The 20,325-nt window shown below is 71.4% G+C and carries 22 protein-coding genes; 10 read left to right on the forward strand and 12 right to left on the reverse strand.

The genetic code is table 11. The features are described 5' to 3' along the window. Positions 1–19 precede the first annotated feature (19 nt). Genes AB0P29_RS04875 through AB0P29_RS04900 form a run of 6 tightly spaced genes read right to left on the reverse strand, consistent with a single transcriptional unit; the run spans position 20 to position 5,844 of the window. Positions 20–784: an ABC transporter permease subunit gene (locus tag AB0P29_RS04875; RefSeq protein ID WP_359920002.1), complete on the reverse strand. Its 765-nt coding sequence runs from the start codon at positions 782–784 to the stop codon at positions 20–22. A 7-nt stretch (positions 785–791) separates the two neighbouring features. Beyond that, positions 792–1,586: an ABC transporter ATP-binding protein gene (locus tag AB0P29_RS04880; RefSeq protein WP_253036021.1), complete on the reverse strand. Its 795-nt coding sequence runs from the start codon at positions 1,584–1,586 to the stop codon at positions 792–794. 31 nt (positions 1,587–1,617) lie between these two features. Further along, positions 1,618–2,499, reverse strand: a complete 882-nt coding sequence (locus AB0P29_RS04885) for an ABC transporter permease subunit (RefSeq protein ID WP_363378920.1) — start codon at positions 2,497–2,499, stop codon at positions 1,618–1,620. Further along, a complete protein-coding gene (locus AB0P29_RS04890; protein WP_363378921.1) occupies positions 2,496–3,512 on the reverse strand; it encodes a TIGR03842 family LLM class F420-dependent oxidoreductase in 1,017 nt (338 codons plus the stop codon). The genes AB0P29_RS04885 and AB0P29_RS04890 overlap by 4 nt, the downstream gene beginning before the upstream one ends. Before the next feature lie 23 nt (positions 3,513–3,535). Next, positions 3,536–4,972 (reverse strand): dihydropyrimidinase, encoded by a 1,437-nt coding sequence (hydA, locus tag AB0P29_RS04895; RefSeq protein WP_253036024.1) that lies wholly within the window; start codon positions 4,970–4,972, stop codon positions 3,536–3,538. 23 nt (positions 4,973–4,995) lie between these two features. After that, positions 4,996–5,844 carry a nitrilase-related carbon-nitrogen hydrolase gene (locus AB0P29_RS04900; protein WP_359920013.1) on the reverse strand — a complete coding sequence of 283 codons (849 nt, stop codon included), beginning with the start codon at positions 5,842–5,844 and terminating at the stop codon, positions 4,996–4,998. A 115-nt stretch (positions 5,845–5,959) separates the two neighbouring features. Here AB0P29_RS04900 and AB0P29_RS04905 point away from each other — a divergent pair, with 115 nt between their 5' ends. Next, positions 5,960–7,306 (forward strand): aminotransferase class I/II-fold pyridoxal phosphate-dependent enzyme, encoded by a 1,347-nt coding sequence (locus tag AB0P29_RS04905; protein WP_363378922.1) that lies wholly within the window; start codon positions 5,960–5,962, stop codon positions 7,304–7,306. Between the two features lie 15 nt (positions 7,307–7,321). On the opposite strand, the gene cofD is transcribed toward AB0P29_RS04905, so the two are convergent. Continuing rightward, entirely contained in the window at positions 7,322–8,293 is a 972-nt protein-coding gene (gene cofD, locus AB0P29_RS04910) for a 2-phospho-L-lactate transferase (RefSeq protein ID WP_363378923.1), read from the reverse strand. A 33-nt stretch (positions 8,294–8,326) separates the two neighbouring features. On the opposite strand from cofD, the gene cofE reads away from it, so the two are divergent. From cofE to AB0P29_RS04940, 6 genes are all read left to right on the forward strand, one after another. Next, on the forward strand, positions 8,327–9,097 hold the full coding sequence (cofE, locus tag AB0P29_RS04915) for a coenzyme F420-0:L-glutamate ligase (RefSeq protein WP_311285321.1): 771 nt from the start codon (positions 8,327–8,329) through the stop codon (positions 9,095–9,097). 63 nt (positions 9,098–9,160) lie between these two features. Further along, positions 9,161–10,432 carry a histidine kinase gene (locus tag AB0P29_RS04920; RefSeq protein ID WP_363378924.1) on the forward strand — a complete coding sequence of 424 codons (1,272 nt, stop codon included), beginning with the start codon at positions 9,161–9,163 and terminating at the stop codon, positions 10,430–10,432. Next, entirely contained in the window at positions 10,420–11,112 is a 693-nt protein-coding gene (locus AB0P29_RS04925; RefSeq protein ID WP_253035447.1) for a response regulator transcription factor, read from the forward strand. The genes AB0P29_RS04920 and AB0P29_RS04925 overlap by 13 nt, the downstream gene beginning before the upstream one ends. Beyond that, a complete protein-coding gene (locus AB0P29_RS04930) occupies positions 11,109–11,966 on the forward strand; it encodes a hypothetical protein (protein ID WP_363378925.1) in 858 nt (285 codons plus the stop codon). The genes AB0P29_RS04925 and AB0P29_RS04930 overlap by 4 nt, the downstream gene beginning before the upstream one ends. A 297-nt stretch (positions 11,967–12,263) precedes the next feature. Continuing rightward, on the forward strand, positions 12,264–13,946 hold the full coding sequence (gene pgi / locus AB0P29_RS04935) for a glucose-6-phosphate isomerase (RefSeq protein ID WP_217529290.1): 1,683 nt from the start codon (positions 12,264–12,266) through the stop codon (positions 13,944–13,946). 8 nt (positions 13,947–13,954) lie between these two features. Further along, positions 13,955–14,311, forward strand: coding sequence for a hypothetical protein (locus AB0P29_RS04940; RefSeq protein WP_253035445.1), 357 nt, complete (start codon positions 13,955–13,957; stop codon positions 14,309–14,311). 6 nt (positions 14,312–14,317) lie between these two features. Here AB0P29_RS04940 and AB0P29_RS04945 read toward each other — a convergent pair whose 3' ends face one another. Next, positions 14,318–15,559, reverse strand: coding sequence for a DUF222 domain-containing protein (locus AB0P29_RS04945; RefSeq protein ID WP_363378926.1), 1,242 nt, complete (start codon positions 15,557–15,559; stop codon positions 14,318–14,320). A 175-nt stretch (positions 15,560–15,734) separates the two neighbouring features. Here AB0P29_RS04945 and AB0P29_RS04950 point away from each other — a divergent pair, with 175 nt between their 5' ends. Further along, the gene (locus tag AB0P29_RS04950; protein ID WP_363378927.1) at positions 15,735–16,364 is read left to right on the forward strand and encodes a hypothetical protein; all 630 of its coding nucleotides are present in this window, start codon (positions 15,735–15,737) and stop codon (positions 16,362–16,364) included. A gap of 61 nt (positions 16,365–16,425) precedes the next feature. Then, entirely contained in the window at positions 16,426–16,800 is a 375-nt protein-coding gene (locus AB0P29_RS04955) for a VOC family protein (protein ID WP_363379055.1), read from the forward strand. Between the two features lie 3 nt (positions 16,801–16,803). Here the strand turns inward: AB0P29_RS04955 and AB0P29_RS04960 are convergent, their stop codons facing one another. Next, the gene (locus AB0P29_RS04960; protein ID WP_363378928.1) at positions 16,804–17,385 is read right to left on the reverse strand and encodes a hypothetical protein; all 582 of its coding nucleotides are present in this window, start codon (positions 17,383–17,385) and stop codon (positions 16,804–16,806) included. 31 nt (positions 17,386–17,416) lie between these two features. Continuing rightward, positions 17,417–17,968, reverse strand: a complete 552-nt coding sequence (locus AB0P29_RS04965; RefSeq protein WP_217529297.1) for an XRE family transcriptional regulator — start codon at positions 17,966–17,968, stop codon at positions 17,417–17,419. A gap of 67 nt (positions 17,969–18,035) precedes the next feature. Between AB0P29_RS04965 and AB0P29_RS04970 the strand changes: the two genes are divergently transcribed. After that, positions 18,036–18,965 (forward strand): NAD(P)/FAD-dependent oxidoreductase, encoded by a 930-nt coding sequence (locus AB0P29_RS04970; protein WP_363378929.1) that lies wholly within the window; start codon positions 18,036–18,038, stop codon positions 18,963–18,965. Here AB0P29_RS04970 and AB0P29_RS04975 read toward each other — a convergent pair. Together AB0P29_RS04975 and AB0P29_RS04980 are read right to left on the reverse strand one after the other, a co-directional pair. Continuing rightward, entirely contained in the window at positions 18,948–19,586 is a 639-nt protein-coding gene (locus tag AB0P29_RS04975; RefSeq protein WP_363378930.1) for a YdeI/OmpD-associated family protein, read from the reverse strand. The two genes, AB0P29_RS04970 and AB0P29_RS04975, sit on opposite strands and share 18 nt — an antisense overlap. 33 nt (positions 19,587–19,619) lie before the next feature. Next, positions 19,620–20,321, reverse strand: a complete 702-nt coding sequence (locus tag AB0P29_RS04980) for an NRDE family protein (protein WP_253035437.1) — start codon at positions 20,319–20,321, stop codon at positions 19,620–19,622. Positions 20,322–20,325: the final 4 nt, after the last annotated feature.

Here is a 20,325-nt window from a genome sequence, read left to right on the forward strand (position 1 = left end):
CGGACCGGCCCGACGGGTGTCAGACCGGCCTCCGCCTGGTCACGATGCGTTCGAGGAGCACGGTGACGAGGAAGAAGACGAGACCGACGGCGATGGCCGCGCCGACGTAGGTCCAGGCGACAGCGGCGTTCCCGGTCTTGGCGTAACTGGCGATGGCCGTGCCGAGGCCGTCGGTGGGACCGCCGAAATACTCGGCGACGAGCGCGGAGATGACGGCGACCGAGCTCGCGATGCGGATGCCGGTGACCAGATAGGGCAGCGCGACGGGGAGCGTCAGCCCGCGGAACTGCTGGCCGGGTGTCGCGGCGTAGGCGAGGAAGAGGTCGCGCTGCACGGGGCGGGACTGCCGCAGGCCGCGGAGGACGTTGACGAAGACCGGCACGAAGGCGGCGACCGCGGCGACCACCTGGCGTCCCGTCTGCGCCGAGGCCCCGAGCATCGTGTTCAGCAGCGGGGTGAGCGCGACGATCGGAACGACCGCGATCGCCGCGACGAGGGGCGCGAGCATGCCGTCGACCGGACGCAGCCACGCGGCGAGCGCCGCGAGGGCGACGCCGAGCACCGTGCCGGCGACGAGCCCGACGAGCGTGTTGCCCCCGGTGACCAGCGCGTCCTCGGCGACCACGCCGCCGATCCGCAAGGCGGTCTCGGCGACGTCGGCGGGGGCGGGGATCAGCGCGAGCCGCCCGATCTTGACGCCCGAGAGCACCTGCCACAGGACGAGAAGCAGGATGCCGGTGGCCACCGGTGCAGCGATGCGGGCGATCCGCTCGGTCGCGGTCATGATGCCGTCACCGCTCGTTCGCTCGGGCGACGGGCGTGCCGTGGAGCGCCTCGCGCACCTCGGTCACCTTCTCGAAGAACTCCGGCGACTCCCGCAGGAGGTCGGGACGGTCGTGCCCGAACGGCACGGCGACGAGATCGGTGATGCGGCCCGGTCGCGGCGACATGACGACGACGCGGTCGGACAGGTAGACGGCTTCGGGGATCGAGTGCGTCACGAAAACGACGGCGGCGCCGGTCTCCCCGGTGATGCGGGTGAGTTCGGTCTGCATCCGTTCGCGCGTCATCTCATCGAGCGCGCCGAACGGCTCGTCCATGAGGAGGAGCTTCGGCCGCGCGGCGAGGGCGCGAGCGATCGCGACGCGCTGCTGCATGCCGCCGGACAGCTCGTCGGGGTACCGCTTGCCGAAGTCGGTGAGGCCGACGAGCTCGGCGAGCTCTGCCGCGCGGGCCCGTCGTTCGGCGCCGCCGACGCCGTGCAGCTCGAGGGGCAGCACGATGTTCTCGAGCACGGTCCGCCACGGCAAGAGCCCGGCCTGTTGGAAGGCGATGCCGTAGTCCTGGTCGAGGCGCGCCTTCTTCGGCGTCTTGCCGAAGACCTCGAGCGAGCCCGCCGTGGGCTGATCGAGGTCGGCGATCAGCCGCATGAGCGTCGACTTGCCGCATCCCGACGGGCCGATCAGCGACACGAACTCGCCTGCCGCGATCTCGAGGTCGACCCCGGTGAGGGCGTGCACCTCAGCGGTGCGGCGGCCTCCGAAGGTGCGGCCGACGCCGGTGGCGCGGACGGCGATCTCGCTCATGCGGACGTTCCTCTCGGGTGAGGGCGGGGGATCATGCGGATGCCTCCCCGCGGCGGTACCGGCGAAGGCCCGTCGCGAGCAGCGCGACGACCCCGGCGACGAGGAGGCCGAGCAGGACGGCGCCGAAGATGGGACCCCACGGGAGTGCGGGGTCGGCGGAGGCGGATTGCGCGGCCTGCAGCAGCATCCGTCCGAGGCCGCCGCGCATGCCGATGGACACCTCGGCGACGATGGCGCCGACGACGGCGTTCGCCGCGGCGAGACGGGCTGCGGGGATCAGGTACGGGACCGCGGCGGGGAAGCGCAGCCGGCGCAGGGTCTGGCCGTAACCGGCGGCGTAGCTGCGCATGAGGTCGAGATGGATCGCGTCGGGCGACGACAGGCCCTTGAGCGCACCGATCGAGACCGGGAAGAACGCCAGGTACGAGGCGATCACCGCCACCGACAGCCACTCCGGCCAGGGCAGCCCGGCTCGGTCGATCTGCGACCCGATGCGGGCGACGAGGGGGGCGAAGGCGATGAGCGGCACGGTCTGCGAGACGACGATCCAGGGCAGGAGTCCGCGCTCGACGATGCGCCAGCGCTGCATCAGCAGGGCGAAGCCGACACCCACGACGACGCCGATGACCCACCCGACGAGCGCGATGCCGAGGGTGAGCAGGCCGGCACTCGCGACGGTCGCCCACAGCGGTGCCGTCGCGGCGCCGCTGGTGGGGTCGAACAGCCGCGCGATCATGTCGGTGACGTGGGGCATCGCACGGTCGTGGGTGCGCGGCAGGACGCGCACGCCGTCCTCGCTACCGAGGACGAGACCGTCGGCGGGTCCGAGCCACTTGTAGGCCTCCCACAGCGCGACGAGGGCGAGGACGCCGACGACGCCCCACCCCCACGCGGCTGCTGTGCGTCGCGTCATGACTTGGCCGTGATGTGGTCGGAGAGGGCGGGGATGACGGTCTCGCCGTAGACCCGCATCGTCTCCTCCTTGTTGTCGTGCTGCAGGTAGCCGGCGAACTGCGTCACGCCGAGCGCTTTGAGCTGTTCGAGCTTGGCGATGTGGTCCTCGGCCGTGCCGAGCAGGCAGAACCGGTCGACGATCTCGTCGGGGACGAAGTCGACGTGGTCGTTGTCGCTCTTGCCGTGCGAGTTGTAGTCGTACCCGGTGCGGCCCGCGATGTAGTCGGTGAGGGCCTGGGGCACATCGCCGTCCGCGCCGTACTTCGCGACGATGTCGGCGACGTGGTTGCCGACCATCCCGCCGAACCAGCGGCACTGGTCGCGCATGTGCTCCCAGTCGTCGCCGATGTACATCGGGGCGGCGACGCAGAACGCGATCGAATCGGGGTCACGGCCGGCGGCCTCGGCGGCATCCCGCACCACCTTGATCATCCACGCGGCGATGTCGACGTCGGCCAGCTGCAGGATGAACCCGTCCCCGACCTCGCCGGTGAGCTTCAGCGCCATCGGCCCGTACGCGGCCACCCAGACGTCGAGCTCGGATCCGCGGCTCCACGGGAACTGCAGCGTCGCCCCCTTGTACTCGACAGGTCGCGAGTTGGCGAGCTCGCGGATGACGTGGATCGACTCGCGCAGCTCCCGCATCGAGACCGGCTTGCCGTTGGTGACCCGGACCGCCGAGTCGCCGCGGCCGATGCCGCAGATCGTGCGGTTGCCGTACATCTCGTTGAGGGTCGCGAACACGGATGCCGTGACGGTCCAGTCGCGGGTGGCGGGGTTCGTGACGAACGGCCCCACGGTGATGCGCTTGGTCGCGTTGAGGATCGCGGCGTGGACGACGTACGGCTCCTCCCAGAGGAGGTGCGAGTCGAAGGTCCAGACGTGGCTGAAGCCGTGCGCCTCGGCGAGCGTCGACAGCTGCACGGTGCGCGAGGCGGGTGGGTTCGTCTGCAGGACGACGCCGAAGTCCATGGGTCCTCTTTCGGGTGTTCGGGTCAGATGAGGTACTGGCTGAGACCGCGCTTGACGAAGCGGCCGTCGCCCTTGCGCCCGAGGTAGGCGCCGTCGTCGACGATGACCTTGCCGCGCGAGAGGACGGTGTCGACGTGCCCGTCGATCTCGAATCCCTCCCACGCGGAGTGGTCCATGTTCATGTGGTGGGTCTTCTCGTAGCCGATCGAGGTGTGACCGTTGGGGTCATAGATCACGACGTCGCCGTCGGCACCCGGGGCGATGACGCCCTTCTTGCCGTACATGCCGAACATGCGCGCCGGCGTCGTGCTCGTGAGCTCGACCCAGCGCTCGAGGGTGATCTCGCCCGTGACGACCCCCTGGTACATGAGGTCGATGCGGTGCTCGACCGACCCGATGCCGTTGGGGATCGCCCGGAAGTCGCCCTTGCCGAGCTCCTTCTGGTCCTTCATGCAGAACGGGCAGTGGTCGGTCGAGACCATCTGCAGGTCGTTCGTTCGCAGCGCCTGCCACATGTGGTCCTGGTGGCCCTCGGCGCGGGAGCGGAGCGGCGTCGAGCAGACGTACTTGGCGCCCTCGAACGACCCCCACTCCTCGCTCCTGGCGCCCAGGTGCTCCTCGAGCGACAGGTAGAGGTACTGCGGGCAGGTCTCGCCGAAGACGTTCTGCCCCTTGTCGCGCGCCCAGGCGAGCTGCTCGACGGCCTGCTTCGCGCTCACGTGCACGACGTAGAGCGGTGCACCGGTGATGTTCGACAGCATGATCGCGCGGTGGGTCGCCTCCTCCTCGGCCTGCCACACGCGTGCCTTGCCGTGGAAGTACGGGTCGGTGTTGCCGGCGCGGACGAGCTGTTCGGCGAGGACGTCGATGACCGGGCCGTTCTCGGCGTGCATCATCGTGAGCAGTCCCGTGTCGGCCGAGACCTGCATGGCCTTCAGGATCTGCGCGTCGTCGGCGTAGAAGACCCCGGGGTAGGCCATGAACATCTTGAAGCTCGTGATGCCCTCATCGATCAGGGTGGGGAGCGCGGCGAGCGAGTGCTCGTCCACCCCGCCGATGATCTGGTGGAAGCCGTAGTCCACCGCGCACTCCCCCGCGGCGAGCGCATGCCAGGCGGCGAGGCCGTCCTCGACCCGCTCGCCCTGGCGCTGCACGGCGAAGTCCACGATCGTGGTCGTCCCGCCCCAGGCGGCGGCGCGAGTGCCGGTCTCGAAGGTGTCGGAGGCGCTCGTGCCGCCGAAGGGCAGCTGCATGTGCGTGTGCGCGTCGATGCCGCCGGGGATCACGTACTTGCCCGCCGCGTCGATGACGGTGTCGACGGATGCCGCGAGGTCGTGCCCGAGCAGGGTGGAGCCGGGCGTCAGCACGGCGACGATCGTCTCGCCGTCGATGAGGACGTCGGCGGGGCCGCGTCCGGTCGACGAGACGACGGTGCCGCCGGTGATGAGCGTGGTGGTCATGGGTCCTCCGATGTGCCGTGCGGTTACGGGGCGACGATCTCGGCGTACGAGTCGGGGCGGCGGTCGCGGTAGAACTGCCAGTCGTCGCGCATCTCGCGGACGAGGTCCATGTCGAGGTCGCGGATGAGGATCTCCTCGTCGGTGCCCGAGCCGAGCGCGCCGACGTAGTTGCCGCGCGGGTCGACGATCTGGCTGGTGCCGTAGAAGGTGACCGCCTCGTCGCCGTATTCGTTGTCCTCGCGGCCGACGCGGTTGGGGGCGAGGACGAAGTAGCCGTTGGCGACGGCGGCGGCGGGCTGTTCCACCTCCCACAGGCGGTTCGACAGACCCGGCTTCGTCGCGTTCGGGTTGAAGGCGAGGTGGGCGCCGTTGAGACCGAGCTCGCGCCACGCCTCGGGGAAGTGCCGGTCGTAGCAGATGATGACGCCGACCTTGCCGACCGCGGTGTCGAAGACGGGGTACCCCAGGTTTCCCGGACGGAAGTAGAACTTCTCCCAGAACTTCTCGACGTGCGGGATGTGGTGCTTGCGGTACGAGCCGAGGATCGTGCCGTCGGCATCCACCACCACCGCCGTGTTGTAGTACACGCCGGTCTGCGCCTCTTCGTAGATGGGGAGGACCATGACCATGTTCAGCTCCTTCGCGAGCGCGGCGAAGCGCTGCACGATGGGGCCGTCGACGGGCTCGGCGTAGCGGTAGTACTTCTTGTCCTGCGTGATGCCGAAGTACGGACCGTAGAAGAGCTCCTGGAAGCAGATGACCTGAGCGCCTTGCGCTGCGGCCTCCCGCGCGAACTGCTCGTGCTTGTCGAGCATCGACTCCTTGTCGCCGGTCCACGTCGTCTGCGTGATCGCCGCTCTCACCGTTGCCATCTCGGTCTTCCTTCCCTCGGTTCTGTTACTGTCCTGCTTGAACATTTCTCGACAGTTTCCGGATGTGTCGCGGTCGTTAATCCTCTGGACACCTCCCCGCACGTGAGGACGACGGATGCTGCGCCCCGAGTCGCTCGAGTCCCGCACCCCGCTGGGCATGGCGGGCGAGATCGCGCGTCTCGTGGCCGACGGCTCGCTCGAGCCGGGCGAGCGTCTGCCGACGGTGCGCGAGATGGCGGCGGCCCTAGGTGTCTCGGCGGGCACGATCGCCGCCGCGTGGCGCGCCCTCTCGGATGCGGGCACGATCGTCTCGCGCGGCCGGGCCGGCAGCTTCGTGCGGGCCGAACCGCGCGAGTGGCTGAGTCCGCGCGTGCAGGGCCTCGCCGGGAGCGCACAGCCGGTGCGGCTGGATCTCTCGCACGGCACACCCGACCCGGCGATGCTCCCGGCGCTCGAGAACGCCTTCTCGCACGTGGCGCCCCGCGCCGACACCGGTCGCTACCACGATCTGCCCGTGCTGCCCGAGCTCCACGCGCACATCGCCGAGACGTGGCCGGCGCCGGGCATCGAGACCTTCACCGTCGTCGACGGGGCCCTCGACGGCATCTCGCGGACCCTCGAGCAGGTCGTCCGCTTCGGTGACCGCGTCGCGGTGGAGTCCCCCGGCTTCCCGTACTTCTTCGACCTGCTCGATGCCCTCGGCGCCGAGCCGATCCCGCTGGCCCTCGACCGCGACGGCGTGACGCCCGGCTCGCTCTCGCGAGCGCTCGCCCGGAAGCCCACCGCGATCGTGCTGCAGCCGCGGGCGCAGAACCCGACCGGCATCTCGATGACCGTCGAGCGCGCCCGCGTGCTCGCGCAGCTCATCATGAACGCCCCCGACGGGCGTCGCGTGACGGTGATCGAGGACGACCACTCCGCCCTCATATCGTCGGCCCCCGATGTGACCCTCGCACGATGGATCCCGGGGCAGGTCGTGCACGTCCGGAGCTTCTCGAAATCCCACGGCCCCGACCTGCGCATCGCCGCCCTGGGCGGCCCGGCGCGCGTGGTCGAGCGGCTCGTGGCGAGGCGGATGCTGGGCCCCGGGTGGACCTCGCGCCTGCTGCAGACCGTGCTGCTGGGCCTGCTCACCGATCCCGGCGCGGTCGCGCGGGTGCGCACCGCACGACTGATCTACCGCGACCGCCTCGACAGCATGGCCTCCGCACTCCGACGGTTCGGCGTGGACGTCGGCGACCCGGACGGCATCAACCTGTGGGTGCCGGTCGTCGACGAGCGCGCCGCCCGGATGCGGCTCGCCGTCTCGGGCATCGCGGTCTCGGCCGGCGCCCCCTACCGCGCGCCGACCGACGAGGTGACCACGCCGCACATCCGGGTCACCGCGGGTGCCCTCACCGCGAACGTGCGCCTGGTCGCCGAGGCGCTGGCCGAGGCGGCGCAGGCCCCGGCGGTGGGCTGAGGGCGGCGTTCGCGCTCAGAGCCCCGCGGCGCCGAGCGCGGCGACGGCGAGCGCGCGGGTGCGGGCGGCATCCGACATCCAGAGCGGTTCGACATGCGCCGCGATGCCGAGGGCGTCGACGGATGCCGCGGCTTCCGCATCCTCTTCGGCGATGAGCCACGCGTCGAGGACGCCGCCGCCGCCGCGCGCGCCGTAGTGGCCGGCGACGCCGGCCGCCGTGCAGGGCACGCCCGCGACGCGCAGGCACACGTCGGCCATGCCGCGGACGGGCGCGTCGCCGATGATCGGCGAGACCCCGACGACCGGCGCGGACGCGGCACGGAGCGCGTCGGCCAGGCCGGGGACGGCGAGGATCGGACCGATCGAGACGATGGGGTTCGAGGGGGCGACGAGAATCGCGTCGGCCGCCGCGATCGCGTCCCGCACGCCGGGCGCGGGGACGGACGCATCGATGCCGGGGTTCTCGAAGCGGACGGGCTCGAGCCTGGCGCGGTGGCGGGTCCACCACTCCTGGAAGTGCATGCGCCCGGCATCCAGCACGACGTGGGTGTCGACCTCGGTGTCGGTCATCGGCAGGAGGGTCGCGCCGAGGTCCCACCGGGCCTGCAGCCGCGCGATCGCCTCGGTCGGGGTGAGGCCCTCGCGCAGCCACGACGTGCGCGCGATGTGCGCGCCGAGATCGAGGTCGCCGAGCAGGAACCACTCCCAGCCGACGTTCCACGCGGCCAGTTCATCGGCGACGCGGCGCGAGTCGCCGGCGCGCCCCCACCCCTGCGCGAGGTCCTTCACGCCGGCGAGCGCGTAGAGCATCGAGTCGACGTCGGGCTGCAGGCGGAGCCCGCTCAGCCACAGGTCGTCGCCGGTGTTGCAGACGACGGCGAGCTCGCCGCCCCGAGCCCGGAGCTCGTCGCGGAGGCCGGTGGCGAAGGTCGAGCCGCCGACACCGCCGGCGAGCAGGACGACGCGGGGCGCAGCAGTCGGGGTCACTCCCCCAGGGTACGGTCGCCGTATCCTGGGCCGATGCCCGACACCCCCGCCCCGCTCACTGTCTGGCCGCTCGTCGGCATCGGCGAGATCACGCCCGGCGTGGACCTCGTCGACGAGATCGTCCGGGCCGCGGCCGGCACGCTCGCGGACGGCGACATCCTCGTCGTCACGAGCAAGATCGTCTCCAAGGCCGAGGGCCGCTACCGTCCCGCCGCCGAGCGGGATGCCGCGATCGCTGAGGAGACCGTGCGGATCGTGGCCGAGAACGACGCCGGCACGGTCCGCATCGTCGAGAGCCGCCTCGGCATCGTCGCCGCCGCAGCGGGCGTCGACGCGAGCAACACCCCCGACGGGCTCATCCTGCTGCTGCCCGAAGACCCCGACGCCTCGGGGCGCGCGCTGGCCGCCGGCATCCGCGAACGGACCGGCGCCCGCATCGGCGTGATCGTCTCGGACACCCTGGGCCGCGCTTGGCGCGAAGGCCAGACCGACAGCGCGATCGGCGCGGCCGGAGTGGTCGTCATCGAGGACCTGCGCGGCGCGACGGATGCCTCGGGCCGCCCCCTCGCCGTCACGCTCCCCTGCGTCGCCGACGAGCTCGCCGGCGCGGCCGACCTCGTCAAGCGCAAGTCGAGCGGGATGCCGGTGGCCGTCGTCCGGGGCCGCGGCGACCTCGTCGGCGACCTCGACCTGCCCGGCGCCCGCTCGATCGTGCGGCCCGCCGAGCGGGACCTGTTCGGTGAGGGAACGCGCGAGGCGTACGCCCGCGGCCACGCCGACGGCCTCGCCCAGGCCGGGGGATAACCCGAACGGAGGTCTCCGGACGGCCCCGATGTGGCCCGCGGACCCCGCCCCTAGCGTGGTGACATGACTTCCGACACCTCCGTCCCGCCCCGACGGCTCCGGCCGCTGCGGCGCCTCGGCGCCCTCGCGCAGCTGGCCGCCGTCGCGGTGGCGGGCACCGGCATCCTCACCACCGTCGTCACCCTGGTCAGCACGGGGATCGGTACGGTGCTCGTCCTCGGCATCGGCATCCTCTTCCTCATCGCGGCGCTGTACCTCGCGTGGGCGGCGTCGTGGCTCGAGCACGAGCGCGCCGAGGGCCTGTACCGGCACGGCATCCCCCAGCTGCGGATCCGCACGAGCGGGCAGCCCGGGTTCCGCGGACTGCTCCGCACCCTGTGGCTGCAGTTCGTCGACGGCGGGATGTGGCGCGGCATCGGCAGCGTCGCGATCGCCACCGTCCTCGGGTGGATCGTCATCGGGGCGACCTGGGCGGTCATCGGGTCGGTCGGCCTCGCGTTCTCGCCGCTGACCGGGGATGCGGGCGGCACGCTGCCCCTTACCGGGATCGCCGTCGCGGACGGCTGGGCCGTCGCCGGGGGCGTCGTCGCGGCCCTGGTGAGCCTCGGCATCCTGTTCGGGACCTCCCTCCTCGACGACCTGCTGACCCGGTCGATCCTCGTCCCCTCGCGCGAGGCCGTCCTCGCCGAGCAGGCGCGTGCCGCCGGCGCGCAGCGTGCCGGCGCGGTGCGGGCCAGCGAGGTCGAGCGGACCCGCATCGAACGCGACCTGCACGACGGCGTCCAGCCGCGGCTCGTCTCGGTCGGGATGACTCTGGGGCTCGCGCAGCAGAAGATCGACTCCGACCCGGTCGCCGCGAAGGCGCTGATCGACGAGGCGCACACCTCGACGAAGGCCGCCATCACCGAGCTGCGACAGCTGGCCCGCGGCATCCACGCGTCCGTCCTCGACGACCGGGGACTGGATGCCGCCCTCTCGGCCCTCGCGGCACGGTCCCACGTGCCCGTCGCCCTCGACGTCCGCCTCGACGAGAGGTGCAGCGCCACCTCGGAGGCCGCGGTCTACTTCGTCATCGCCGAGTCCCTCACCAACGCCGCCAAGCACGCCCGCGCCACCGAGGTGCGCGTCGTGGTCCGCAGCCGCGGCGACGCCCAGACCGGACGGCTCATCTGGGCGCGCGTCGAGGACAACGGCATCGGCGGAGCGCGTGTGCTCCCCGGCGGCGGCCTCGACGGGATCATGAACCGGGTGCTCGCCGCCGGCGGCACCGCGACACTCGACAGCCCGGCCGGTGGGCCGACGTCCCTGGAGGTGACGATCCCGTGCGCATCCTGATCTGCGAGGACTCCACGCTGCTGCGCGAAGGCCTGGTGCGCGTGCTCGAGGACGCCGGTCACACCGTCGTCGCTGCCCTCCCCCACGCCGACGCCCTCGTCGACACGGTGACCGAGACCGGGCCCGAGCTCTGCATCCTCGACGTGCGGCTGCCGCCGACCTTCACCGACGAGGGCATCCGGGCGGCGCTGACGCTGCGGGCGCAGCATCCGACCCTCCCCGTCCTGGTGCTCAGCCAGTACGTCGAGGAACGGTACGCGAGCGACCTCATCACCGGCCAGAACGCCGCCCTCGGGTACCTGCTGAAGGACCGTGTCGCCGATGTGCGGGACTTCCTCGACTCGATCGATCGGATCGCCGCCGGCGCGACGGTCCTCGACCCCGAGGTGGTGGCGCAACTGCTGACGCGCCGCGCCCGGGACGAGCGGATGGCGCGCCTCACCGATCGCGAACGCTCGGTACTCGCGCTCATCGCCGAGGGCAAGAGCAACGCCGCGATCGCGGCGGCGCTGTTCGTCTCGGAGGCGAGCGTCGAGAAGTACATCACCTCCCTCTTCCAGAAGCTCGGCCTCGAACAGGACGAGCACGGCAACCGACGGGTGCTCGCGGCGCTCGTCCACCTCGAACACAGCGCACCGCCCGCCCCCGGGCATCCCGATCAGAACGGAACACTCCGATGAGCATCGACCTCACTCCCCCGCCCGCCGCGTCGGCACCCACCGGCACGCAGCCGCCGCAGCCGCCGCGCCCGTCGGCGCAGATCGTCGCCATCATCGCGATGTGCCTGGGCGGCCTGCTGCTGCTCGGCGCACTGGTGTCGGGAATCGGCTCGATCGCCTACGCCGCGTCCGTTCGCGGCACCGGCGGCGGAACCGCCGACACGAGCGGGGTGGACGCCCTCTCGCTCGACGTCTCGGCGGGCCATGTGGTGGTGCAGTACGCCGACGTCGACCAGGCGATCCTCGAGGTCGCCGGCGGCGACGGGAACTGGAGGCTCGAGCGGCGCGACGCGACCCTCAGCCTCACCAACGACCGTCCCTGGTGGGCGTTCCAGGTCGGGTTCGGCTGGGACGACAACCGGGCCACCCTGACCCTTCCCGCCGCGATGGAGCAGCAGCGGCTCGACGCGGACTTCGACGTCTCGGCGGGCTCGCTCACCGCCGACGGCACCTACGGGCGCCTGGAGCTGCACGTCGGCGCGGGTGATGCGGACGTCTCGGGCACCGCCGACGACGTGCGGGTCGACGTCAGCGCCGGCGAGGCGGATGTGCGCGTCGACGGCGCCGCGCGCGCGAACCTCACGATCGGCGCCGGCCAGATCATCGCCGACCTGACGGGCACCGCGCTCGACGAGATCCGGGCCGACGTCAGCGCCGGCACCCTCGTCGCGACCGTCCCGAACGAGCCGTACGACGTGACCTCCGACGTCTCGGCGGGTTCGTTCGACAACCAGCTCGACACCTCCGACGGCGCCACCCGCACCGTCGACGTGCAGGTCTCGGCCGGCTCCGCCACCTTCCGCCCCGCCGACTGACCCGCTTCGCGCCACGAGCCGACGCGACGTGCGCTCCACACCCCGTGGAGGCAGCACTTCGCGTCGGCTCGATGCTTCGTAGGTCAGCCGACGCGGTCGGGCTGGCGCGGCTCGCCAGGCATCCGCTCTGCGCGTCGCGACGGGCAGGGGCGCGGCGGTCGTCGTCGTGACGCACGACCTCGGCGTACTCGGGGAGGTCGATGAGGTGGTGACACTGGCGGAGGGCCGGATCAGCGGGCGCCGCGGGGAGTCTGTCATGCGTGGACGGAGCCTCGATAACGTGAGTAGCGTTGAGGGGTGACCAACGCTCCGATCGATGCCACCACCACCTCCGCCTGGGCTGAACTCGAGTCGCTGAAGGCGGGCTTCACCCCGGACCTCCGCGGCTGGTTCGCGTCGGACCCGGAGCGCGTCGCCAAGCTGACGCACGACGTCGCGGATCTGCACGTCGACCTGTCGAAGAACCTCGTGACCGACGAGGTCGTCGCCGCGCTGGTGCGTCTCGCCGAGCAGACCGGTGTCGCCGAGCGGTACGCCGCGATGCTCGCGGGCGAGCACATCAACACGACCGAGGACCGCGCCGTGCTGCACACCGCGCTGCGCCGTCCGGCCGACGCCGTGCCGTCGCTGACGGTCGATGGCCAGGACGTGGACGCCGATGTGCAGGGCGTGCTCGACGCGATGGCGGAGTTCGCCGGACGGGTGCGGTCGGGTGAGTTCACCGGCATCACGGGCAAGAAGGTCGAGACGGTCGTCAACATCGGTATCGGCGGGTCGGACCTCGGCCCGGTGATGATCTCGGCGGCGCTGGAGCCGTATGCGGATGCCGGCATCTCGGCACGCTTCGTCTCGAACATCGACCCGTTCGACATCGCGTCGAAGACGAAGGACCTCGACCCCGAGACGACGCTGTTCATCGTCGCGTCGAAGACGTTCACGACGCTCGAGACGCTGACGAACGCGCGCCTCGCGCGGGACTGGCTATGGGAGGGCCTCGCGTCGGCGGGGGCGATCGACGGCAGCGACGAGCAGAAGAAGGATGCCGTCGCCCACCATTTCGTCGCGGTGTCGACGGCGCTCGACAAGGTCGCGGAGTTCGGGATCGACACGGCGAACGCGTTCGGCTTCTGGGACTGGGTGGGCGGCCGCTACTCGGTCGATTCGGCGATCGGGCTGTCGCTCGTGATCGAGTTCGGACCCGACACGTTCCGCGAGCTGCTGGCCGGGTTCCACGCCGTGGACGAGCACGTGCGGACGACGCCGCTGGCGCAGAACGTCCCGGTCCTGATGGGGCTGTTGAACGTTTGGTACACGAACTTCCTGGGCGCGCAGTCGCACGCGGTGCTGCCGTACGCGCAGCAGCTGAGTCGGTTCGCCGCGTACCTGCAGCAGCTGACGATGGAGTCGAACGGCAAGTCCGTGCGGTGGGACGGCTCCCCCGTCACGACCGACACCGGCGAGGTGTTCTGGGGTGAGCCGGGGACGAACGGGCAGCACGCGTTCTACCAGCTGATCCACCAGGGCACGCGGCTGATCCCGGCGGACTTCATCGCGTTCGCGAACCCGGCGTACGCGCTGACGGACGGCGACCGGGACGTGCACGGACTGTTCCTGGCGAACTTCCTGGCGCAGACGAAGGCGCTGGCGTTCGGCAAGACGGCCGAGGAGGTCGAGGCCGAGGGCACGACCGGTGCGCTCGTCGCGGCGCGGACGTTCCCCGGCAACCGTCCGACGACGTCGATCTTCGCGCCGTCGTTGACCCCGCGTGTGCTCGGCGAGCTCGTCGCGCTGTACGAGCACATCACCTTCACGCAGGGCGTGATCTGGGGCATCAACTCGTTCGACCAGTGGGGTGTGGAGCTCGGCAAGCAGCTCGCGATGCAGATCGCGCCGGCGATCGAGGGCGACAGCGACGCGTTCGAGTCGCAGGATGCCTCGACCAAGGCGCTGCTGGAGTACTACCGCGACCACCGGGCCTGACGCGCCCGATGCGCCTCGAGATCGAGGTCGGCGGCTGGGAGCACGACTGTTGCGGCCCTGAGCTCGTCCGGTTCACGCACGTGGAGTGGACCGTGATCCCCGTGCCCGACGGTCCATTCCTCGAGACGCATCACGGCTTGGATGAGACGGAGGGCCCCGAGGTCACCGACGTCACCGGCACGATCGTGGAGCTGGAGGCCATCGAGCGAGATGGTTCGCGCACGACGATCGCACGTGTGCCCAGCGGGCGCGCCCTCCGCGGGATGGACGAAGACGACGCGGGTGACGTCATCGAGCTGTACACCGACCGCCTCATCGACGTATCTGACGATGGCTTCATCGTGACCGTAGAGGTGACGGACTGAGGTCGGCTAGAACGGTGGTGGTCCGGGTGGGTCGGTGGTGAAGGTCGGGATGCGGCGTTCGGGCCTCACGAGGTAGACCCGGCCGGCGGGTGAGGTCCATTCGAGTGCGCCGCCGGGTTTCGCTTCAACCTGCCAGTCGGAGTGGTGTTTGAGGGTGTGATGCCCGCGGCACAGCGGGGCGAGGTTGTCGGCGGCGGTGTTCCCGCCGTGGTGCCAGTCGATGGTGTGGTCGAGGTCGCACCGGTCGGCGGGGATGCCGCATCCGGGTGCCATGCACCGGGCGGCCCGCCAGGTGACGAGCCGTCGCAGGTCGGCGGGTGGCCGGTACTGCTCTCGTCCGACGGAGAGGACGACCCCGGTTTCGGGGTGGGTGAGCACCCGCATCCACCCCGACGCCGCCCCGCACAGTTCCCGCGCCTTATCGAGGGGGATCGGGCCGACGCCATCGACCTGCGCGGCGGGACCGTCACCGGTGAGGAGGGTCAGGGCGGGAACGGTGACCGCCACCGTAGGGCGGATACCGCGCGCGGAGTCGGGGAGCGCGTCGGTTTCGCCGTCGAGGAGCAGGTCCCCGAACACATCGGCGCGCTTCTGATCCAACGTCCGCTCATCGTCGGGTGCGGTCAGGGTTTTCGCGATCGCGGTGAGCCTGCCGGCGATCGCGTGTGCTTCGACTGCGGGCAGGTGCGCGGTCAGCCACGCCATCCCATCCACCCCCGCATCCGCCCGCACGTATCGGTGTGCGACGGCGGCGGCGTGCTGTTCGGCGAGGGTCGCTTCCTGCTCGCGGTCGACGATGCGTTTCATCGCGCGCCGGAACGGCCCGGTCGGGAGTTCTTCCGCGAGGCTCAGCACCTCAGACACGAGCCCCGCGGTCACGTCGTCGAGCTGGTCCAGTCCGTCGACGATGATCGTCGCGTGGGTGTCGGTGATGTCCGCACGGCTCATCGCCTCCCACACCTTCGGGTACCGACGCAGCAGCGCGTGCCCGACACCCATCAACCGTCCCGCGGCGTGCTCGGTGATCCGCAACGCGGCGGCGACTTCGAGCCGCACCGACCGTTCCACGAACGCGACCGGCTCCTCCCGTCGGCGGGCGTCGGCGATCGCGTCGTCCCACAACTCGACGATGCACGCGTACCGCTGCGCGGCATGGATGGTCGCCATGTCCGCGCTCAGCACCACCCAGTCCAGGGTCGTCGGGATCCCTTCCGGGACCTCATCGCGACGATCGGCTGAACTGGACATAGTCCCAGACTAGGAGGGGGTTCCGACATCGCTTTCGGCTGTCGCCCGGCATCCGTCCCGCCGCTCGTCGAGACGTCGCAGATGGTCGCCTTCGATGCCGCCGGCCGACCATCTGCGACGTCTCAGCGCCACCACCCGGCCACCGCAGACGCACACCACCCGCTAGCGTGCAGGCATGCGCGGACGCAGACTCACCTGGACGATCGGCGGCGTCGGACTGATCGGCGCGGGTGTCGCCGGGATGCTGCAGGGTGCCACCCTGGGAACGCCCCTCACCGACACGCTCGCCCTCCTCGTCGACATCCTGTGGGCGGCGTCGGTCCTCGTGTTCGCAATCGGCTCGTCGTCGCACGACAGCGTCACCGCGCGGAGGCCGCTCGGCACAATCGCGCTCATCCTCCTCGCGCTCTGGTCGCCCTCGATGCGGGTCATCGGCCTGTTCCAGGACCCGACGAACCCGACGCCGATCGTCCCATGGGAGGTCACGATCCTCGTCCCCCTCGCGCTCAGCCTCGTCGCCGTCGTTCAGATCGCACGCGCGGGCGTCGTCCCGCGCCGGTGGCGGTGGATGCCGACCATCGCCCTCGGAGTGCAGGTGGCATCGGTCGCCCTCGGCCAGCTCCTCATGATGGATCAGGCGACCGCGATGCAGACCGTCGGACTCGCCTCCGCCCTCGGGATGATCGGCTTCCTCGCCGGCACCCTCGGTCTCGGCATCGTCGCGCTCCTCGCTGTCGCCTCAGGACGACCGGCATCCGTGCCCGTCTTCTCCTCACCGAGCGACGCCGAGAACGGCAACGACTGACCCTGGACAACTCCCAGCCGCAGCGGGACCCTGGTCGCACACCTCGGCGAAGGAGACGACCCTGTTCCAGGTAGACGGCGCGTACAGCGGCTTCGCGGTCGACGACATCGATGCGGCGCGAGGGTTCTATGCCGACACCCTCGGCCTGGAGGTCGTCACACTCGACAACGGCTTCCTGCAGCTCCACCTGGCGTCGGGAGCCGCTGTGCTCATCTATGCGAAGCCGCACCACGAGCCGGCCGGCTTCACGATCCTCAACTTCCCCGTCAACGACGTCGACGCTGCCGTCGACGAGCTCAACGCGAAGGGTGTCGAGACCGCGATCTACGACGACATGCCCACCGACTCGAAGGGCATCATGCGCGAGACGGGCGAGCCGGTGATCGCATGGTTCCGCGACCCGGCCGGCAACGTGCTCGCCGTGCACGAACGCTGAGGCTCAGGACTCCCAGTACCCCACCGCGCACAGCAGCCGCGTTTCGTCGTCGGCACCCGCGGGCGGTTCGATCGCCGGCGGGAAGACACCCCACTGGCGCCACTCGTCGGCGTGCGGCACGACGTGCTCGTTCAACCCCGCGATGAGCTCGGGCGACAGGTGGAACGGGATGCCGAGCCGTTTCGCGATCAGCCACGCCTGGAACGCGCGGTAGGTCGCCAGGTGCGCGTACCCCTCGTCGGCGGGATAGTCGCCGTACTGGAAGCGGAACACCGTCCCGGGCTCGACACCGTCGCGCACCGCAGCAGTCGCGGTGTCGTTCAGCCGGTCGTACGACGCGATCGGGTCGTCGCCGAGCAGATCCGCCTCCCGGAACTCGTCGCCGTCGGCGACCGACTTCCCGGCGAGGACATCGGGGACCCACGCCTCGTCGTACGCGTGCGCGAAGAGGATGTCGCGGAAGGTGGGGTCAGGGGTGGACGTCCACTCCTGCGGCGCCGGCTTCGACAGGTCGGCCGCGTCGATGCGATCGATGACGGAGCGCAACGCGGCATCCGCCTGGAGGAACAGCTCATCGGCTTTCATGGCGACACCGTACGACCGGCCCCCGACACCGTCACGCCCCGTGCACGTGGATGCGCTCGCCCGACGCGCTGAAGATGCTCACCACCTCGGCCGGGCCGTCCGAGCTGGCGCTGATGCTGTGCGGCAGGCGCGTGTCGAACTCCGCCGCCTCGCCCGCCCCGATGAGATGCTCCCGCCCATCGAGCACGAGCCGGATCGTGCCGCTCAGGACGTAGAACCACTCCACCCCCTCGTGCACCTTCGGCGACGGCGCGGCACGAGAGGCGGGGAAGCGGATCTTGTACGTCTGGACCGGCGAGTGCTCGAGCGTGAGCGGCGCGACCACCCTGCCGTGCCGCCGCTCGGTCGCCCGCCGCACCCGCGGGTCGGCGGGCTCCCCGCGCACGAGGTCGTCGAGACGCAGATCGAGGACCGACACGAGGGGCAGCAGCAACTCGAGGGATGCCTGGCGTCGCCCGGACTCCAGCCGCGAGAGCGTGCTCGTCGACATCCCCGCCTTCGACGCGAGGTCGGCCAAGGTCCATCCGCGCTGCTGCCGCGCCGCGCGCAGCCGCGCACCGATCCGACTGAGATCCATCGCCATGCGGATCAGTTTGCCATTTCCGCAAGACCGTTTGCCGAAAGCACAGCCACCGACACAGGGTGGAGTCATGACAGACATCCGCTACGACGCCGTCATCGTGGGCGGCGGCACCGCCGGCCTCAGTGCCGCCCAGATGCTCGGCCGCGCCCGACGCCGCACCCTCGTGATCGACGCCGGCGCGCCCCGCAACCGTTTCGCCGCGCACATGCACGGCGTCCTCGGTCACGACGGCCGCTCCCCCGCCGACCTCCTCGAGACCGGACGCGCCGAAGCACGCGCCTACGGGGTCGAGTTCCTCGACGGGGCCGTCCTGTCGCTCGCCGACGACGGCGACCGGATAACCGTCACCCACGAGCGCGGAGAGGTCTCCGCCCGGGGCGTCGTGCTCACGACGGGTGTCGTCGACGACCTGCCCGAGATCCCCGGGCTCCGCGAGCAGTGGGGCCGCGGCGTCTTCCACTGCCCGTACTGCCACGGCTACGAGGTCGCGGGCCGCCGCCTCGGCGTGCTCGCGACGTCGCCCGCGAGCCTGCATCAGATCGAGCTCATCCGGCAGTGGAGCGATGACGTGACGGCGTTCACGGCCGCGATGGGCGAGCTCGACGAGACGGTCGCGGGCCGCCTCTCGGCGCGCGGCATCCGGATCGCCACCTCCCCCGTCATCCGACTGCGCACCGAGGACGACGCGATCGTCGCGGCCGTGACGGCGGACGGGACCGCGCACCCGATCGAGGCCCTGCTCACCGCGCCGACGCCCCGGCTGAGCCTCGCCTTCGCCGAGAACCTGGCCCTCGCCGTGTCCGACACCCCGGGCGAGGGACTCCGTGTCGACATGCGCGGCGCCACCAGCCACCCGCGCGTGTTCGCCGCCGGCAACGTCGTCACGCCGTTCGGCAACGTGCCGCTGTCGATGGGGCAGGGATCGATGGCGGGCGCCGGGCTCAACGCGGCGCTCGTGACGGAGGATGCCGCGGTCGCGTCACTCGCGCGCGGCTGACGCGGCGGCGGCGGCACGTGCCAGCCACGCGGGTGGCTCGCCGTACCGCTGGAACGGCACGAGCCGCCCGGCCGCGCAGTCCTCGACGAGCGTCGCGAGCCGGTCGGCGCGCGTCTGCTCGCGCTTGGCGCTCTGCACCCAGTTCGCGACCGCCCGCCGGTAGGACGGCGTCGCGGCATCCCAGAACGCCTGGGCGGCAGGGTTCGCGGCGAGGGATGCCGCCTGCTCCACCGTCAGCTCGTTGCGCTGCTCATGCGAGTAGACCCCGGTGAGGTCGGCCGTGCGCTTCTCATAGGCGGCCAGCCCGGCCGGATGCATGCGTCCCTCGGCCTGCAGGCGTTCGACGTGCGCGATGTTGACGGCGCTCCACACCGAGCGAGGTTTCCGCGGCGTCCACCGCTGGATGCGGGCGCCGTCGCCGATGCCGCGGCTGATCGAGTCGATCCACCCGAAGCGCAGCGCCTCGGGCACCGCGTCGACCCACGTCAGCCCCTGACGCGGGTCGCCCTTCTTGTAGAACACCGTCCACACCTCGGGAGCAGTCGCGTGGTGCGCCTCGAGCCAGTCGCCGAACTCCGTCGCCGAGGCGAAGAAGATCGGTTCGGATGCCGGTTCCACCATGGTCGCGAAGCTACCACCGGCATCCGACGCCGCTCAGCGCAGCTGCAGGCTGTTCCAGGCGCCGGGCTCGTCGAGCTCGCCGTAGACGACCTCGGCGCCGCCTGCGGAGACGGATGCCGCGCACACGAGCAGCGACAGCGTCGGATACCCGTGCGGCCGGTTGTCGCGGATGATCGCGCGGTCGTCGGTCGGCGGCAGCGCCGTCGTGCGCTCGAGGGCACCCAGCCAGTCCGCCACCCAGTCGTCGTCCGCCGGCGCGGCGAAGGCGTCGTGCCACGCGACGATGCGCGCCGTCTTCGGGTCGTCGACGTCGTCGTGCGCGATCATGTGCACGCCCGGGGCGAGGTCGACGGTGCGGACCGCGGCACCGTCCCACATCGCGACGCGCGCACGACCGGGGGTCACCGTCAGGAGGTTGAAACCATGGGTCGGCGGGGCGTCCGGCAGTCCGCCCCCGGAGGCGGCGTCGAGCACGATGTGCCCGCGCGAGCCCGTCGCGAGGGTGTCGTCGATGAGGTCGGCGCGGTTGAGGACGACCGCCAGCCGCGCGCCCGCGGGATCGGCCGCGAGCCACGCGCCGCCGGCGCGGGTGTCGCGCACCCCGATGACACCGGGACGGTCGGGCCACCAGGCGCCGAGCGGATCCCATGCGCGCCCCGGGTCCTCGTCGCGCACGGCGAGCAGCCGGATCGCCGCGGCGGGATCCTCCGGGACGTGGACGATGACGGTGCACATCGTT

Source organism: Microbacterium sp. NPDC080220, from assembly GCF_040686395.1.
GTDB lineage: Bacteria > Actinomycetota > Actinomycetes > Actinomycetales > Microbacteriaceae > Microbacterium > Microbacterium gawkjiense.